At 43.4% G+C, this 16,784-nt stretch carries 18 protein-coding genes and 5 tRNA genes; all 23 read right to left on the bottom strand.

Annotated elements, in window-relative coordinates:
* Positions 1 to 224: 224 nt before the first annotated feature.
* The 23 genes from rplL to ACY3FQ_RS14890 all read right to left on the bottom strand — a co-directional run bounded on the left by rplL (position 225) and on the right by ACY3FQ_RS14890 (position 16,778).
* Positions 225 to 590, bottom strand: a complete 366-nt coding sequence (rplL, locus tag ACY3FQ_RS14780) for a 50S ribosomal protein L7/L12 (protein ID WP_004692767.1) — start codon at positions 588 to 590, stop codon at positions 225 to 227.
* A gap of 48 nt (positions 591 to 638) precedes the next feature.
* Positions 639 to 1,145: a 50S ribosomal protein L10 gene (gene rplJ / locus ACY3FQ_RS14785; RefSeq protein ID WP_004692769.1), complete on the bottom strand. Its 507-nt coding sequence runs from the start codon at positions 1,143 to 1,145 to the stop codon at positions 639 to 641.
* Positions 1,146 to 1,443: 298 nt separating this feature from the next.
* A complete protein-coding gene (gene rplA, locus ACY3FQ_RS14790; protein ID WP_004692770.1) occupies positions 1,444 to 2,139 on the bottom strand; it encodes a 50S ribosomal protein L1 in 696 nt (231 codons plus the stop codon).
* 3 nt (positions 2,140 to 2,142) lie between these two features.
* Positions 2,143 to 2,571 (bottom strand): 50S ribosomal protein L11, encoded by a 429-nt coding sequence (gene rplK / locus ACY3FQ_RS14795; RefSeq protein WP_004668262.1) that lies wholly within the window; start codon positions 2,569 to 2,571, stop codon positions 2,143 to 2,145.
* Between the two features lie 118 nt (positions 2,572 to 2,689).
* Positions 2,690 to 3,223 carry a transcription termination/antitermination protein NusG gene (gene nusG / locus ACY3FQ_RS14800; protein WP_004692772.1) on the bottom strand — a complete coding sequence of 178 codons (534 nt, stop codon included), beginning with the start codon at positions 3,221 to 3,223 and terminating at the stop codon, positions 2,690 to 2,692.
* Between the two features lie 7 nt (positions 3,224 to 3,230).
* On the bottom strand, positions 3,231 to 3,671 hold the full coding sequence (gene secE, locus ACY3FQ_RS14805; RefSeq protein ID WP_201702251.1) for a preprotein translocase subunit SecE: 441 nt from the start codon (positions 3,669 to 3,671) through the stop codon (positions 3,231 to 3,233).
* Between the two features lie 76 nt (positions 3,672 to 3,747).
* A tRNA-Trp gene (locus tag ACY3FQ_RS14810) sits at positions 3,748 to 3,823 on the bottom strand.
* A 48-nt stretch (positions 3,824 to 3,871) separates the two neighbouring features.
* Positions 3,872 to 5,062, bottom strand: coding sequence for an elongation factor Tu (tuf, locus tag ACY3FQ_RS14815; RefSeq protein WP_004692776.1), 1,191 nt, complete (start codon positions 5,060 to 5,062; stop codon positions 3,872 to 3,874).
* Between the two features lie 146 nt (positions 5,063 to 5,208).
* Positions 5,209 to 5,283, bottom strand: a tRNA-Thr gene (locus ACY3FQ_RS14820).
* Positions 5,284 to 5,300: 17 nt separating this feature from the next.
* Positions 5,301 to 5,376 (bottom strand) — tRNA-Gly (locus tag ACY3FQ_RS14825).
* Between the two features lie 41 nt (positions 5,377 to 5,417).
* A tRNA-Tyr gene (locus tag ACY3FQ_RS14830) sits at positions 5,418 to 5,501 on the bottom strand.
* 54 nt (positions 5,502 to 5,555) lie between these two features.
* Positions 5,556 to 5,631 (bottom strand) — tRNA-Thr (locus ACY3FQ_RS14835).
* A gap of 98 nt (positions 5,632 to 5,729) precedes the next feature.
* On the bottom strand, positions 5,730 to 7,223 hold the full coding sequence (gene trpE / locus ACY3FQ_RS14840) for an anthranilate synthase component I (RefSeq protein WP_201953330.1): 1,494 nt from the start codon (positions 7,221 to 7,223) through the stop codon (positions 5,730 to 5,732).
* A 112-nt stretch (positions 7,224 to 7,335) separates the two neighbouring features.
* Positions 7,336 to 8,004, bottom strand: coding sequence for an HAD-IA family hydrolase (locus ACY3FQ_RS14845; RefSeq protein WP_201953327.1), 669 nt, complete (start codon positions 8,002 to 8,004; stop codon positions 7,336 to 7,338).
* An 84-nt stretch (positions 8,005 to 8,088) separates the two neighbouring features.
* The gene (locus ACY3FQ_RS14850) at positions 8,089 to 8,832 is read right to left on the bottom strand and encodes an FHA domain-containing protein (RefSeq protein ID WP_201953324.1); all 744 of its coding nucleotides are present in this window, start codon (positions 8,830 to 8,832) and stop codon (positions 8,089 to 8,091) included.
* An 87-nt stretch (positions 8,833 to 8,919) separates the two neighbouring features.
* On the bottom strand, positions 8,920 to 11,280 hold the full coding sequence (gspD, locus tag ACY3FQ_RS14855) for a type II secretion system secretin GspD (protein WP_201953321.1): 2,361 nt from the start codon (positions 11,278 to 11,280) through the stop codon (positions 8,920 to 8,922).
* 39 nt (positions 11,281 to 11,319) lie between these two features.
* The gene (locus ACY3FQ_RS14860; RefSeq protein ID WP_201953318.1) at positions 11,320 to 12,144 is read right to left on the bottom strand and encodes a type II secretion system protein N; all 825 of its coding nucleotides are present in this window, start codon (positions 12,142 to 12,144) and stop codon (positions 11,320 to 11,322) included.
* The gene (gene gspN, locus ACY3FQ_RS14865; protein WP_125273450.1) at positions 12,144 to 12,854 is read right to left on the bottom strand and encodes a type II secretion system protein N; all 711 of its coding nucleotides are present in this window, start codon (positions 12,852 to 12,854) and stop codon (positions 12,144 to 12,146) included. The genes ACY3FQ_RS14860 and gspN overlap by 1 nt, the downstream gene beginning before the upstream one ends.
* Positions 12,855 to 13,050: 196 nt before the next feature.
* Positions 13,051 to 13,374: an H-NS histone family protein gene (locus ACY3FQ_RS14870; RefSeq protein WP_004692786.1), complete on the bottom strand. Its 324-nt coding sequence runs from the start codon at positions 13,372 to 13,374 to the stop codon at positions 13,051 to 13,053.
* 151 nt (positions 13,375 to 13,525) lie between these two features.
* The gene (locus ACY3FQ_RS14875; RefSeq protein ID WP_125273404.1) at positions 13,526 to 13,954 is read right to left on the bottom strand and encodes an acyl-CoA thioesterase; all 429 of its coding nucleotides are present in this window, start codon (positions 13,952 to 13,954) and stop codon (positions 13,526 to 13,528) included.
* A gap of 7 nt (positions 13,955 to 13,961) precedes the next feature.
* Positions 13,962 to 15,155 carry a hypothetical protein gene (locus tag ACY3FQ_RS14880; protein ID WP_004978625.1) on the bottom strand — a complete coding sequence of 398 codons (1,194 nt, stop codon included), beginning with the start codon at positions 15,153 to 15,155 and terminating at the stop codon, positions 13,962 to 13,964.
* Between the two features lie 4 nt (positions 15,156 to 15,159).
* The gene (locus ACY3FQ_RS14885) at positions 15,160 to 16,002 is read right to left on the bottom strand and encodes a hypothetical protein (protein WP_201953311.1); all 843 of its coding nucleotides are present in this window, start codon (positions 16,000 to 16,002) and stop codon (positions 15,160 to 15,162) included.
* A complete protein-coding gene (locus ACY3FQ_RS14890) occupies positions 15,999 to 16,778 on the bottom strand; it encodes a uroporphyrinogen-III synthase (RefSeq protein ID WP_201953308.1) in 780 nt (259 codons plus the stop codon). The genes ACY3FQ_RS14885 and ACY3FQ_RS14890 overlap by 4 nt, the downstream gene beginning before the upstream one ends.
* Positions 16,779 to 16,784 lie beyond the last annotated feature (6 nt).

Genomic DNA, 16,784 nt, shown 5'->3' on the forward strand with positions numbered 1-16,784 from the left:
ACTTTTTACAAATGCTGCAATTTTCAGTGGTATTGAAACGCTTACCAATATTTTTCAAATTTAAAAATATTGGTAAGCGTTTGATTCTTTTCTTTATTTTAATTTGATGGGTTTTCCACCAAGCAAACAAAAATCGAGCCGATTATTGTAACGCAAAAAGGCTGATGACCCAAGAGCCATCAGCCAATTTTTGGGGTGAAATTAACATTCCCCCCCTGGTAGCATTACTTAATAGTAATAGTAGCACCAGTTTCTTCAAGTTTTTTCTTAAGTTCTTCAGCTTCTTCTTTAGAAACTGCTTCTTTAAGAACTGAAGGAGCGCCTTCAACCATGTCTTTAGCTTCTTTCAAGCCAAGACCAGTGATTTCACGAACTGCTTTAATCACAGCTACTTTGTTCGCGCCGAAAGAAGTCAACTCAACGTTGAATTCTGATTGTTCTTCAGCAGCAGCAGCAGCAGGACCTGCAGCTACAGCTACAGCAGCAGCAGATACGTTGAATTTTTCTTCAAAAGCAGAAATAAGTTCAACAAGTTCAAGAACAGTTTTTTCAGCAACTGCGTTTAAGATTTCTTCGTTTGTTAAAGCCATGAGAGTAACTCCAAATGGGTATTGAATGATGTGTGTTTAAGTTTGAGCTTATGCAGCTTCTGACTCGTTTTTCTCTTGAAGCGCTGTAAGTAAGCGACCCAATTTCGAAATAGGAGCTTGAAGAACGCTTGCAAGCATAGTAAGCGCTTTCTCTTGGTTTGGAAGATTCGCGATAACGCTAACTTCTTCGCCTTGATAAAGTTTGCCTTCAAATGCAGCAGCTTTAAGTTCAAATGCTTTGTTAGTTTTCGCAAATTCTTCGAATAAGCGTGCCGCAGCACCCATATCATCTGCAGAAGTTGAGAAAGCTAAAATTGTTGGGCCAACAAGGTTGTCGTTCAAGATATTGAATGGAGTATCTTGAAGAGCACGTTTAGCCAAAGTATTACGTACAACACGTGTAGCAACACCTAACTTACGAGCTTCAACACGAAGAGCAGTTAATTGCTCAACAGTTAAACCTTGGTAGTCAGCAACAACAGCAGCAAACGCAGTAGAAGCAACTTCAGTTACTTCAGCAACGATCTGTTTTTTGCCTTCGATAAGAAGAGCCATTGTAAAACCTCCTAACGGTGATTTATGTACTTACGCGAAGTACACTCCCAATTCGCAAGTTCATCACTGAACCTACACGCGGAGGATGAACAAATCACACCACCGCGTCTACTCAGGCTGGGAAATTAAGAAAGTAATCGAAATTACTCTCGCCTGAGGTCTTTGACGCTGATAAATCTACATTTACCAATTCAAAGTTTGCCTAAGTTTGCAATATACGACAGAGCGTTTCTTGCGTAAAAATCAAAGCAGCGCTTTGATTTTTACTCAGGGCTTTAAAATTCTGTCTAAGTAAAACTTAGTTAGAAACGTTGCTTACATCAACAACAAGACCAGGACCCATAGTTGAGCTCAAAGTGATCTTTTTGATGTATACACCTTTAGATGTCGCAGGCTTTAACTTTTTCAAGTCTGCAATCAAAGTTTCAACGTTTTGACGAACAGCTTCAGCAGAGAAATCTACTTGACCGATCGCAGCGTGGATAATACCCGCTTTGTCTACACGGTAACGTGCTTGACCAGCTTTTGCATTTTTAACTGCACCAGCTACGTCAGGAGTTACAGTACCCACTTTAGGGTTTGGCATTAAGCCACGTGGACCAAGAATCGTACCCAACTTACCCACAACGCGCATTGCATCAGGAGCAGCAATTACTACGTCAAAGTCAAGGTTACCCGCTTGAATGCTTTCAGCAAGGTCATCAAAACCAACGATGTCTGCGCCTTCAGCTTTAGCAGCTTCAGCAGCAGCGCCTTGAGCAAACACAGCTACACGTACAGTTTTACCAGTACCTGCAGGAAGTGTAGTCGCGCCACGAACAACTTGGTCAGATTTACGAGGGTCAACACCTAGGTTTACCGCAACATCCAAAGATTCTTTGAATTTCGCAGCAGGAAGACCAGCAAGAACAGCTACTGCTTCTTCTAAAGTGTAAACTTTGTTTGCTTCAATAGCAGCAGCAATGGCTTTTTGACGTTTAGTTAACTTTGCCATGTCTTATAGCTCCACTTCCAAGCCCATAGAACGTGCAGAACCAGCGATGGTACGAACACGTGCGTCTAAATCAGCACCAGTTAAATCTGGTTCTTTAGTAGTCGCGATTTCTTCCAATTGAGCACGAGTCAACTTACCAACTTTAGTTTTGTTAGGTACAGCAGAACCCTTTTGGATACCAGCAGCTTTCTTAAGAAGAATAGATGCAGGAGGAGTTTTCATGATGAATGTGAACGACTTGTCGTTGTACACAGTGATCACGACTGGAATTGGTAAACCAACTTCAAGTTTTTGTGTCGCAGCATTGAATTCTTTACAGAATGCCATGATGTTAACACCACGTTGACCCAATGCAGGACCAATCGGTGGAGATGGATTCGCTTTACCAGCTGGAACTTGCAGCTTGATATAGCCGTCAATCTTCTTAGCCATTTCAAATTACCTCTGGGTACAAACGCCGATGAAGGCTCCCCAATTTCTAAGTAACGATACCGTTACAACAACAATGCCTGACTTATAAATAAGCCAGGCGTTTTTCAACCACTTCGAATTAAACTGATTTTTCGACTTGGCGAAATTCCAGCTCAACCTGAGTTGGTCGATTGAATACATTAATGGTCAACGTTAAACGTGACTTTTCGTATAGAACTTCTTCCACCACACCTTTAAAGTCTGTGAATGGACCGTCAATTACGAGTAATTCTTCGCCTGGTTCAAACATCGTCTTCGGACGTGGTGCTTCACCAGTATTGCGTACACGAGCAAGAATCGCATCTGCTTCACGTTGGGTAATTGGCGCCGGTTTCTCAGCCGTACCACCAATAAAACCTAAAACTTTTGGACATTCTTTAACAATGTGCCAAGTTTCATCATTCATTTCCATTTCGACCAATACATAGCCTGGAAAGAACTTACGTTCAGATTTACGTTTCTTACCATCCTTCATTTCTACCACTTCTTCGGTAGGAACAAGGACTTCACCAAAGCTATCGGCTACAGCGCTACGCTGGATTCGATCATTAAGTGAACGCATCACTTGTTTTTCATAACCTGAATAGGCATGAATAATGTACCAACGTTTCATAGCTCTCTTACCCGATAATAAACTTCATTAACCAGCCCAAAATGTAGTCAAAACACCATAATAAAATGGATGCAACAACTACAACCGCAAGCACCTGCCAAGATGTGGTCATGGTCTCTTGCTTCGTTGGCCAAGTCACTCGACGCAGCTCAATTCGTGAGTCTTTCAACAAACGAGCAAAGCCTTTGCCTTGATGGGTGGCGTATAATAAACCGAATGCCACGATGATACAAGCCAAAATTACCCCAACGCGCACCCAGATATCGTTGGCTGGTGCCCAATACGCTGGTAGGTGTTGATTCACCATGGTCGCACCAATTAATAAAATCAATGCGATAATCCATAAGACGACGTCTAGGGGAGAACCAGATTTAACTACTTCAGCAGAATTATTTCTTTGAGGGATTGCCGCGTCGTTTTGTGCGTCGCGTAATTTTTCATTCGACATTTTTGTACTCGTCGTAGGTTTCGCGACTTATTATATGACCAGTTTTGCCGACATCAAGCGTCTTTTATAAAAAAGTTGGCAGGCCAGGAGGGACTCGAACCCCCAACATTCGGTTTTGGAGACCGACGCTCTACCAATTGAACTACTGACCTGCAAAACAAATTGGAGCCGAAACCCCAATTTGTAATTTTATTTTATAATTATGCAGTTACTTTAGCAACTACACCAGCACCAACTGTACGGCCACCTTCACGGATCGCAAAACGTAGACCTGGGTCCATTGCGATTGGGTGGATTAATTCTACTGACATTTCTACGTTGTCACCAGGCATAACCATTTCAACGCCATCTTGTAATTTGATCGCGCCAGTTACGTCAGTTGTACGGAAGTAGAACTGTGGACGGTAACCGTTAAGGAATGGAGTATGACGACCACCTTCTTCTTTAGAAAGTACGTATACTTCTGCATCGAATTTAGTGTGCGGCTTGATTGCACCTGGTTTAGCAAGTACTTGACCACGTTGTACGTCTTCACGCTTAGTACCACGTAGAAGAACACCACAGTTCTCGCCCGCACGGCCTTCGTCTAGAAGTTTACGGAACATTTCTACGCCAGTAACTGTAGTTACTTGAGTATCACGGATACCAACGATTTCAACTGATTCGCCTACTTTCACAATACCAGTTTCTACACGGCCAGTTACTACTGTACCACGACCAGAAATAGAGAATACGTCTTCGATTGGCATTAAGAATGCTTGGTCGATTGCACGTACTGGCTCTGGAATGTAAGTGTCAAGCGCGTCAACAAGCGCAACAACTGCTTCTTCGCCATACTGACCAGCGTCACCGTTAAGTGCAAGAAGAGCTGAACCACGGATAACTGGAGTGTCATCACCTGGGAAGTCATACGTAGAAAGAAGTTCACGAACTTCCATTTCTACTAATTCAAGAAGTTCTTCATCATCAACAAGGTCACACTTGTTAAGGAATACAAGAATGTAAGGTACACCAACCTGACGAGAAAGAAGGATGTGTTCACGAGTCTGTGGCATTGGACCATCAGTCGCAGCACATACAAGAATCGCGCCGTCCATCTGAGCAGCACCAGTAATCATGTTTTTAACATAATCGGCGTGGCCCGGGCAGTCTACGTGTGCGTAGTGACGAGTTGGAGAATCGTATTCTACGTGTGAAGTATTAATTGTAATACCACGTGCTTTTTCTTCTGGTGCAGAGTCAATTGCAGCGTAGTCTTTCGCTTCGCCACCGAATTTCTTCGCACATACAGTTGCAATTGCAGCTGTTAAAGTTGTTTTACCATGGTCAACGTGACCGATTGTGCCCACGTTAACGTGTGGCTTATTACGTTCAAACTTAGCCTTAGCCATGTTCATCTTCCTCGTTTACGTCGAACACAGGTATAAACAACTCAGTATCGACACATCGCCTAAAAAATCAAACACCAAATACTTGAAAAGCAGACTAATAAGCCTGCTTCTTTAAAAATTTGTAAAAATTCTACTAAACTGTAATCTGGAGCTCTTATCGAGATTTGAACTCGAGACCTCTCCCTTACCAAGGGAGTGCTCTACCACTGAGCTATAAGAGCAAATATAAAACTTCAAATGGAGCGGGAGACGAGGGTCGAACTCGCGACATGTAGCTTGGAAGGCTACCGCTCTACCAACTGAGCTACTCCCGCACGATGTTGGTACAAAGACCACTTTCTTGAAGTCTTAAAATTGGTGGTGAGGGAAGGATTCGAACCTTCGAAACTTTCGTAGCGGAGTTACAGTCCGCCCCCTTTGACCGCTCGGGAACCTCACCATTTTACACTTACTTCAGTGTCGCTCTTTACTTAACCTACTCAACTCTCTAAGATGGTGCCGGCACACGGATTCGAACTGTGGACCTACTGATTACAAGTCAGTTGCTCTACCAACTGAGCTATGCCGGCGTTTCTTAGTGTTTCGTACGTTTCGTATCGGAACGGTGTGCAGTTTAGCAAAACTCAAAATCCTTGCAAGTGTTTTTTTCAAAAAAAACGTCAAAAACTCACAAAATCAATCCGTTTGACGATAATTCAACCGCTTTGATCACTGCGCGAGCTTTTATTTGGGTTTCATTCCACTCAGATTCAGGATTTGAGTCATAAACAAGCCCCGCTCCTGCCTGAACATAGACCTTATTTTCACGAATCACACAGGTACGAATTGCAATCGACATGTCCATTTCACCATGCCAGCCTAAATAACCAACAGCACCGCCAAAAATTCCACGTTTTACGGGTTCTACTTGGTCAATAATTTCCATCGCACGAATTTTTGGTGCACCTGAAAGTGTGCCTGCGGGGAAAGTTGCTTTAAAAACATCCAAGGCATCCACATCATCACGAACTTCGCCTTGCACATTAGAAACAATATGCATGACATGCGAATAACGTTCGATCACCATTTGATCAGTCACTTGCACTTTGCCAATTTTCGAGACACGACCAACATCATTTCGACCCAAGTCAATCAGCATTAAATGTTCAGCAATCTCTTTTTCATCCGACAGCAAGTCTTGTTCTAACGCCAAATCTTCTTCTTTTGTTTTACCACGCGGTCGCGTACCTGCCAGCGGACGTACGGTTGCAATCCCATTTTCAAGGCGAGATAAAATTTCAGGGGAAGAACCGACAATATGAAAAGGCTGATTATTTTCCAAAGTTTGCCCCTGTACCAAGAACAAATAAGGCGATGGGTTCAAATGACGTAGCGCGCGATAGACTTGTAAAGGTTCACCATCAAAGTCAGAGACCATACGATGCCCTGGCACCACCTGCATCACATCGCCCGCACGAATATACTCTTTCACCGTTTCAATCGATTCTAAGAATTTTGCTTTGCCCGTGAGTGACTCAAAATGCGGTGCAGTATGCGGCGTGGCTTTTAGACTAATGGGCGTTGCGAGTAAATCTTCCAATGCATCCAGTTGCTGCTGGGCTTGGTTATACGCATCCGCATCGACCACATCGGCATGCACGATCAGGAATAGCGTATCTTTTAAGTTATCAAACACAATCACTGTTTTAGACAACATCATCCAAATATCAGGCAAACCCACTGGGTCTGCTTCTGGCGCGTTGTTTAAACGCGGTTCAATATAACGTACCGCATCATAACCAAAGTAGCCCACCAAGCCACCGGTAAAGCTTGGCAGAGCAGGTAAATCAGCTTGAGTAGGTACTTTATACTGCGACTGAAAATCTCGGATGAATTGGAACGGATCTGTACAGGGTTGCTTTTTTATAGTGCCATCGGCTTGTTGAATGGTCAGCTCACCCGCGTTGCATGAGAACACGGTAGATTCACCTAAACCAATAATAGAATAGCGTGCCCAGTTCTCCCCACCTTCCACAGATTCAAACAAATAGGCTTGCTTATGCTCTTTTAGGCGCGCAAAAACTGACAATGGTGTCTCAGTATCGGCTAAGCGCTGACGATAGACTGGAATCAGGTTATACCCTGCTGTTTTGAGTTGATCGAATTGAGTTTGCGTTGTCATGAGTGTTCTCTATTTTTTTCAATATGGCGTGATCAGTTTTTAAAATTAGTGGTTTGAGTTTCGCCATCGAAAAGCCATATGTTTACTCATGTTCATTCCTTCGTTTACAAAGTTACCCAATCAGTTCACACAGATTATCCACCACTTGCTGTGGCTGACAGTCTAAAATATTTTCACCATGATTATAGCCATAGCTGACCACAACACAATCAATACCCGCACGGCGTGCAGCCTCAACATCATTGGATGAGTCCCCAATCATTAAGACCTGATCTTTGCTTTGTGCATATTGCTCAACACAATGTAACAATTGACGCGGATGTGGCTTACGCTCTTCGAAACGATCGCCGCCGATGACATCAGCAAAATAATGGGTCATGCCTAACTGATCGACAATAGCACGCGCAGGCGCTTCAGGTTTATTGGTCACGCAAATCATGGTTTTCTTTTGTACCAAGCCCCATTCTAAAAACTCAAGAATGCCATCGAAAGGCTGAGTTTCCACACATGGGTCGGCATTATAAATTTTTAAAAACGTCTCCAACAATTGTTGTCGCTGGGCAGGATCAACTCTACCTGTTAAATGTTGCAAGGTACTTTGACAAAACAGCGCTGTTCCCTTCCCAACCCAGACCCGCACCTGCGCCTCAGTAACAGTAGGCAGCTGCAAAGCATTCAGGCTCATATTCATGGCACGATGCAAATCTGTTGCTGAATCCACCAAGGTTCCATCTAGATCGAAAAGTAAAACCTCTCGCTGTGCCAAATTTGCAATATTCATTCACCCTCACCCATTTTTATCGTGTACTGCCCAAAAAAATCAAGGCATGCTTGTGCATGCCTTGATTGTAGTGTGATCTGCGTTTTATTTGAACATCAGCCAAGCAATAATCGCTAAAATAATCAAGACAATAATCGAGATTAGCCCCAGCGAGGCATTTTTCTGAGTTTCTGCCTCTTGCTCAACCTGTACTTTTGGAGCCTCATTATTCTCAACCTGAGGCACGCTAGGCGCATTCAAATCCACCCCTGCTGGAATAGGAGCGGGTTTCGGAATACCGACATTTTGCGGCATCCCGTCACGCGTTAAACTCACATTACCATCGCGTTCTTTTAGCTCAGGCATACCCTGATCGCTCATATGCTGTGCCGCTGTTTTTGGCTGTTCTGGCTCAATAACAGGTGCATCAGCACCGACTTCCGCTTGGGCAGTTTCTGAAGTAGCTACCGCTTCTGATGGCTGGCTAATCGGCGCTTCAACCACAGCTGCACCTAAAGTTGCAACCTCTACCGATTCCACCACGTCTTCTAGCGCTTTAGCAGGCTCAAAGACCGAAAACTTTAAGCTTGCAAACTGAACGATATCGCCTTGCTTCAACAATGTTTCTGCCGCAATTTGCACATCATTCACATATGTGCCATTTGAAGAACCCAAGTCTTGTAGCCACAAAGCGTGTTCTTTCAGTAAAAAGGCCGCATGTTTACGCGAAATTTCAGATTGTTGTAATAAAATATCCGCTGCTTGATGACGACCGACCAACATATCACGATCAATGCTAATTTCTTGGCCCGTTAATTCGCCAGTAATTGCTTGTATTTTCCAAGTCATGACTTATCTCTCTATGTGCTGATTTATGATAACACAGAGAATATTCTTTACCATTTCACCTTCCCTTACAGATGAATGGCAGGACAGCTAGGCTGAACCTATCGAGACATTCTCAGTATATCGCTCAGGGATGGAATAGCTTGTCGATACCACCTGTGCCATGTGTGCCACACGAGCACCTTGAACATTTTCCATCATTAGGTTCAAGCCAATCTGAGGATGAACCGTCGGGTATAACTGCCGCAAGGTGGTATTTTTAGGAACACTCGCAATCGGCTGTTTACGAATCGCAGGTTCAATGGCCACAGGCGTTGTTTCAACCATCGGTTGCGTTGTGGTTGGACTGCTTGGCACTTGTTGATACGATTGTGGCAAGGCCGGTTTGGTTGATGTCACAGGCAAACGCTGTTGGAAAACATCATCGACATTTTCAGGCAACTTGGCAAAGCTACCATCTTTATCCATGGCTAACTGCAAACTATAAAGCTGACTGTAACGCTGCTGAGAAAGGCGACGCGCAGACTCCCCATCTCCCACAATCGTCGGATGAATGAAAACCAGCAAATTACGTTTCTGATCCGACTTACCATCTGAGCGGAACAAACGCCCTAACCCTGGTATTGCACCAAGACCTGGAATCGATTGGCGTGAATAAGATGTGTTATCTGAAATCAAGCCGCCTAAAACGATGGTATTGCCATGTTCAGCCAAGACTGAGGTTTTAATCGCACGCTTACTGGTAACCAAATCCTGCGCTTCACCTTTATTAGTTTTGACATCCGAGACTTCTTGTTCAATCTCTAAGCGGATGGTGCCACCTTCACCAATATGTGGCACCACCTTAAGCGTTACACCCACATCTTTACGTTCAATGGTGGTGTAGGGGTTAGCTGTACCTGAAGAGGTGGTAGAAACTGAGCCTGTTACAAAGGGCACATTTTCACCCACGACGATATAAGCCTCTTCATTGTCCATAGTGACAATCGATGGTGTAGACAGCAGATTCGACTTGGTATTACTTTTTAACGCTTGGATCATCGCGCCATATAACTGACGCGAGCCATCACTGCCTTCTTTATAATCCCCAAGGATTAACGAACCACCCGCGCCAATTGCACTTGCAGCCCCCGCACCGCCCCCCGTTAAATAGTTTGCAGCAATACTCTTGAGACTCGAACCAATATTGTCAAAATTGATAATCCCAACACCACTGCTTAAATCACCCATCGCCCATTGCACACCCAGCTGGTCAGCATCGTTTCCTTCCACCTCGAGAATAGTCGCCTCAATCAGGACTTGCTGACGACGCGTATCCAACTGCTGAATAGCCGACTCGATTTCACGCATCAACTGAGGGTCTGCTTTAACCACCAATGCATTTTGCGAACTATCGGCAATAATACTGACCCCATTACTGTTAAAGCTAGTGATGTTGTTCTGATTGCGATTGGACTGGCTGTTTAAGTTAATACTTGGCGTGGAAATCTGTGAAGATGAACCTTCACTCGAGCTATTATTTTGGTTATAGCTGGAATTACTATTGTTATTACTGTCGTTAGACTGACTAGAATTAACAGCCTGCCCTGAGACCAAACCTTGTAAAATTTCGGATAAGCTTTTAGCGCTGGCATATTTTAAGCGGAACACCTTCAAGCCGCCTAAACGCTCCGCAGCAGGCACATCCAGCATCTCGATCATTTGGCGAATACGTTTACGCGTCGCGGTATCCCCTTTTAGAATAATCCGATTGGTACGGTTATCTGCAATAATTCGTATTCTGGAGCCTTTTAAATCTTTGATCGAGCCCGTTCCGCTCATACTTTCTAGTAACCCAATCATTTCCTCAGCCTGACTCGACTGCAACGACACCGCTTCGATATCATTTTGTCCCGTCCCATCCAAGTTACGAATAATCGTCTCAAGCTGATAAATATTGCTGGCGCGATCTGACACAATCAGTGCATTGGTGCCATTCACTGCAGATAAATGCGCAAACTGCGGCATCAATGGACGCAGTGCAGGAATCAAGTCATTGGCATTGGTGTTTTCCAGCCAAATCACCCGCGTCACAACCTGATCGCCTGTGGCACGGTGACGAACATCATAGGGAATGCCTGAACTTTTAACATTACTGTCAGGCACAATTTTAATGGTCCGCCCAGAAGGAATCGCAACCACACCATTGACATTCAAGACCCCTAAGAACAAGTCGTAGACTTCTTGCTTATTCAACGCTTTGTTTGAAATCACCGTGACATTGCCGCGTACCCGTGGATCAACTGCAAAGTTTTTCCCAGTAATATCGGCAACTTCATTAATAAATGCAGTTAAGTCCGCATCGCGCAGATTAATTTTCCACGTTTGTGCATAGCTGGCTGTACTCACCATGGCAAGCAAAGGCGCTGCGATTGTCAGTGCCCAAGCAGGGCGGTGATTCAATAAAGCCATAAATCCAAGTCATTCCTAACTAATATTGGTGATGTTCGATCACTGAAAATTCTGTTGTACCGTAATGATACGATCACCACGTTTCACTTCTATTTTTACTTGTCCTTCACGGCGCGCACGTTCTAACAACTGCGCATCGTTTTGCCCCTGTCCGATCGTTTGACCATTTAAAGACATAATTTGATCCCCAGCCTGCAAGCCTAAACGGCTTCGCAGTGCAGCTGGTGTTTGCTCAGTGACTTGATAACCTTGCCCTGTGTTATTGGTATTTACACCCAAATCTTTTAAATATTGCTCACGATCTTGTTGTAAGTTCTGTACTGCTTGGCCTAATGCTTGCTGCTCTTGACTCACAGCAGGCGCTGCAACGGGTGCTGTTGCTGGGGGCACAATTTGCTGATCTAAATTATCAATCCCTTGAAAAAACAATTCTCGGGTTTGCCCACTGTTATTTTTGAGAATCGCGCGATCCCAATACACCTCTGACAAATAATAAGCGCTGCCTTCGATGTTTTCCCCCACCCGATAGCGCTCTGCTACATTATTTGCCTTAATCACAGCAGATGAGAACTGACTGGGTTGTCCAACCACCACCCCTTGTAGCTGTAAATTGAGCTGATCATCTGCAGGATTCTTACTTTGCTCTGCAAATAACGCAAAATTGGTAATATTCGGAACTTGTGGTTGCTGTGAACCCAATTCAACGCGTGGCATTTGCATGACTTGTGGTGGCGCTACCCAAAGCCAAAATAAGCCAGCCAACTTCCAGCATAGTGCCAAGATCAAAAGCATTAAGCACAGTGGCACTATACGTTCAAACTGTTTGAGATTCACTTCTGGTAATTTTTGCAGATCAAAACCCATTAAAAGCCCCCACTAAGTAAAGGCTGACGTGAACTCACCACATAACTATCTAGGCCTGCTTTACCTTGATATGACGGGACATTCAACATAAGACGCTGGGTTAATTGCACATCTAACATCAGACTTGGGTCGATGGTCAGGTTCATCAGTTTTTGTTGTCGTTGATCGCGTAAATCGACCATCAGCTTATTTTGCTCCTGCGACAAACGGCCCGCTAACGATGGAATCTGCATTTGTTGTGGGCGCTGCGCAAAGATATACATGAGTTCGCCGCCTGCCCATTGTATTCCCCCATCCACTTGATCAAATCCCTGCTCTTTTTTATAGTTAAAATCAATTTCTTTTAACTGAATCGCATTACTTGGCCATTGCCAATTGGCCAACGACTTTAACGTTTCAGGTGCAATTTGTCCGTTTAAATCACGTACCATTATTTTTTTCCCAAACCCATAGGCCAAAACGCCTTCAAGCTTGGTATTGGCACTATAAATTTCGAGATTGGCTCCTACACGAAGGAGCAGTAAATCTAAAGGTCGGGTGGTCCAAAGCACAGTTCCACGTAATTTTCCAGTTTGCCAATCGGCCTGTCCATGCCAAATATTACCGCTGACGTTATGTAAAACTTGGTTGTTTTTATAAAATTTTGCAATGAGCCATGCCGCAGGAATTTGCAGCAAAACAAAAATTAAAAAGGCAACGACTGCAAACATCCACCACGTGATGTATTTAGGTTTTGTGATTCTCCCACCACGAACTTTCAATTATTCTTCCTTGCTTCATTTCTTGTCTTTCTTTGATAGACATTATGCATAATTTTACAACAACACCAAACTTTAACTATAAAAAAACCAAGCAGATGATGCTTGGTTTTTTGAGCTTATGTCACATCTGTGACAAGGTGATGACTTAGATTAGAAAATCTTCAAGCTTCGCACCTTTTTCTAACTGAGCCACCAACCAACGTGGTTGCTTACCACGGCCAGTCCATGTCTCAGCAGCATTGCCTTTGTTACGGTAACGCGGTTCAACCGACTTACGTGTGCCTTTTTTACGCTTGGTCGCGCCAAACTCTAAAATTTGTTCAATGCTTAAGCCTACATTTTCCGCAATCGCGTTAATTTGAGTATAAGCATCTTCAATTGCTTGATCTTTTTTAGATGCAATTAAAGCTTCCGCTTCGATTTGTAGACGCTTTAACTCTTCTACGGATAAATTACTAATATCTGGCATTACATTAACTCCATTAACCAACATTTTATTTACTGAGTCTATTTAATAATATTTTGATTAGACCAAAGACTCAACTCATCCATGACTTAAACAACAATACTTAGACAATATTTATATAGTCTAACGACTTTTAAAATAAATAAAAAGAGATTTATATTTGGTGACCGACGGTTAACTCAAATTCTTTGAGTTTTTGACGCACCAGTTCAGGAATTAATGTTTTCTGCATATTGGTTTTATTAACACAAACAATGACCGCTTCTGCTTCCGCAACGAATGCTTGTTGCTGTTCACTCCATAATAAATAGTGCATACGAAATGCACTATTTCTGAGTTCTTCAATACGTGCACTAATTTTTAATTGGTCTGGATAAAATACTGGTTTTAAATATTTGCACTGATTTGATGCAACAACAGTCAGCACATCAGCAGATAAAATACCCGTATGTTCAATATAAGCCAAACGAGCACTTTCAACATAACGATAATACATGACATTATTAACATGACCAAAGGCATCCATATCTCCCCAAGCCACGTGTTGAGTATAAACCAATGGGTAATCTAAAACGCTCTGCATTATGCACCTATATTTTCATTTCTACAAAATTTGCATTATTTTCAAAAATTAAATTTAACTGTTTAATTAAATCTTCATCACCATTTAAAGTCGATTTGATTCTTAAATAGTTCATTAATACATTATCGGGATATAAACTTAATAACGCATCTGCCTGCTCTTGCATGCCTAAAGCAGTATAAATATGCCACTTGGCAAAACTCAAAACCGGCACACTCGTATACTTCGCTTCCCATGCTTCAATGTGTTGCTGCAAGTCCACATAATCGGGTTGCTGTTTCAAAAGTTGCTGCTGGAACCACAAATAAAATACTTCCGAATTAAACTGCTGATTGAGCAAATAAATCGACAAGTGTTCGTGCTGTTCACTCATGTCTGGCATACGTGCTAATAACTTAAGCCACAGCAGTTGAACATCATAACTGCGGCTGAAAATCTGATCAGACAAATCCAAATAACGTTGTTTTAAATCCTCTAAATTTTCATAATTGGCTTGATCAAATTTTATCAACAAACGCTTCAGCCATGCTTTTTTCACATCTTGATCTAAATGACCATATTGGGTTGAGCGTAAATACAGCCACGGAAACTGAATCGCAAAACGCCCCCATAGCTCTTTTAAACACGCTTCATAAGCGGTTTGCACATCTTTAAGCCAAGGTGAAAGTTCATGTTGATTGAGAAACTCTAGATGGGTTAAAGCCTGTTCTGCATCTTCTTGTGCTAAAAACAGTTCAATACGCTGCAGTTCAGCCAACTCAAAAGCCATGGCATTGCTTTGGCTCAAGGCGCTTAAGGCTTCAGGGAACTGCTCCTGCATCAAATATAAACGTGCATCGATTATACTTTTGAGCAAGCCCGACTGCGCGAAGGCATTTTGAATAAAGGCTTGTTGATCTCGACCTGCATCCAACAGCCAAATCACAGCCAGTTGTTCATAAGGATGCAAACTTTTAAAATCAAAAACAGTTTCCGCTTTGCGTTTTTCTCGACTGAGATACCGTTTTAGCCCCAACCAAACCAAATGCAAGCTAAAACTAAGCAGTGCTAGAGCAATAAATACGATCCAGAGATTGGTTTGTAACTGCCAGTCATGCCAAAACACGTAGACATAACCCGCACCATGCCCATAACTCAAGACACTCAACACAGCAATTGCAATTAAACTCACCAAACCATAAGCAATCAGTATTTGTTTCATTCCATTACCCCAACAACGCACGCGTACTTAAAATAGGCGTTGGGACAACCACCAATGTTTTCAGCTTATTCAGCTGTTTCAGCAGCTCTTTGGCTTTAGGGTCTGGAAGTTGCTGGATCAACAGCATTACTTCGGTTAAGTCTTTTTGGTATTCGGTATATTGCCCTGCAGCTAAGGCTTGGCGTGCCAACAATAAACGTAACTGGGCTTCTTTAAGCACGATTTGTCGTTGCATTAACGCTGTTGCAGGTGCTTGCGCAGGTTCGAGCCTCAACCATTGCTTCCAAAAGGATTCGGACGTATCGCGCGTGGTGTTTAACTGAGGTTGTTGTATTTCTCGACTTAAAGCCTGATCAATCTGTTGCAGCTGGCGGTTAATCAGCGCTTGCTGCTCATTGCGCTCAGCCACAAACTTCTGAATGGTTTGCATATCTCGCGCTATGACCTGATGCAAACTTTGCTTCAACGCCACAGCCAAGTTATATTTTTCCAGCTGCATATCTAAAAAAGCCAACTTATCGGTGGCCACCACATACTGCTGTTGCTTTAAGGCAAACTCAACCAAGTCCAACTGTTGCTTAATAAACAAAATTGGATCAATACCCTCAACCACCAATTCGGCAGGTTGGCTACTCGTCACATTCGCTGCTGTTGGGTTTTGTTTCAAAGTTTCTTTTTGACGCTGCATAGCCACGACTTGATCGTTCAAGTTGGCGCTGCGCTGTTCGATTTGGTGCATTTCATTGAGCAAAGTAGCTTGCTGTGTACTCAACCCCCACACGTCATAACTTAGCTTCGCAATCCACGCCAATGCAGCCATCAATACAATGATAAGAATCTTCTTCATGCGTTCCCTTGCTCACTTTGTAACAACTGTACAATCGTGGCTGTCTTTAAATCTTTCAGTACACTCATTTTAAACGGCACATGCATTTGCTGTTGATACTGCTTCAAGATCTGTGCCAAACGCTCACCCAACACCAAAAAGTGTCCTTGTTGCAGGAGCTGAATATTTGTGTCCAGCAGCGCTAACCAATTCAGCCAACTGGCCTCACTGCTGATCAGTGCGACGTAGTGATTATGTTCTGATAAACATTGAATTAATTCAGCCTGTTGCTGCATCGTTTCATTTGGACAGCGACGCTCATACAAAACAAAGTTCAGTATAAGACGTCCGTGTTGCATTAAGGTGTCCATCATAAACTGACGCCCACCTTCTCCTCGCCAAAATGCAATACTCGCATCACTGGCCAAGTTCTGCAAAACAGGCAGTTGTAACATCCCTTCAGAGGTTTCCACCTCAGGCACCACACTGTCCAAACCATATTCGCCCAAAGCCTGCGCTGTTTTTTGTCCGACTGCAATCCATTGAATATGCTGTAAATCGGACACCGTTAAACCGCTTTGCAGCAAATGTGCCATACCAAACTGCACGGCACTGGGGCTGACCACCACAATCACTTGGGTGTGCGCTAACTGCTGATACAAGCGTGCTAGGTCATGACTCCATGCTCTAGGCAACAACTCCAGTAACGGCAATGGATAGACCTCAACAGCCTGTTGCTCTAGTGCCATCGTGAGGCTTGCCGCGCGATCAACAGGGCGCGTATTAATAAACAGCATCGTTAA

This window comes from Acinetobacter sp. AB03 (assembly GCF_058107045.1).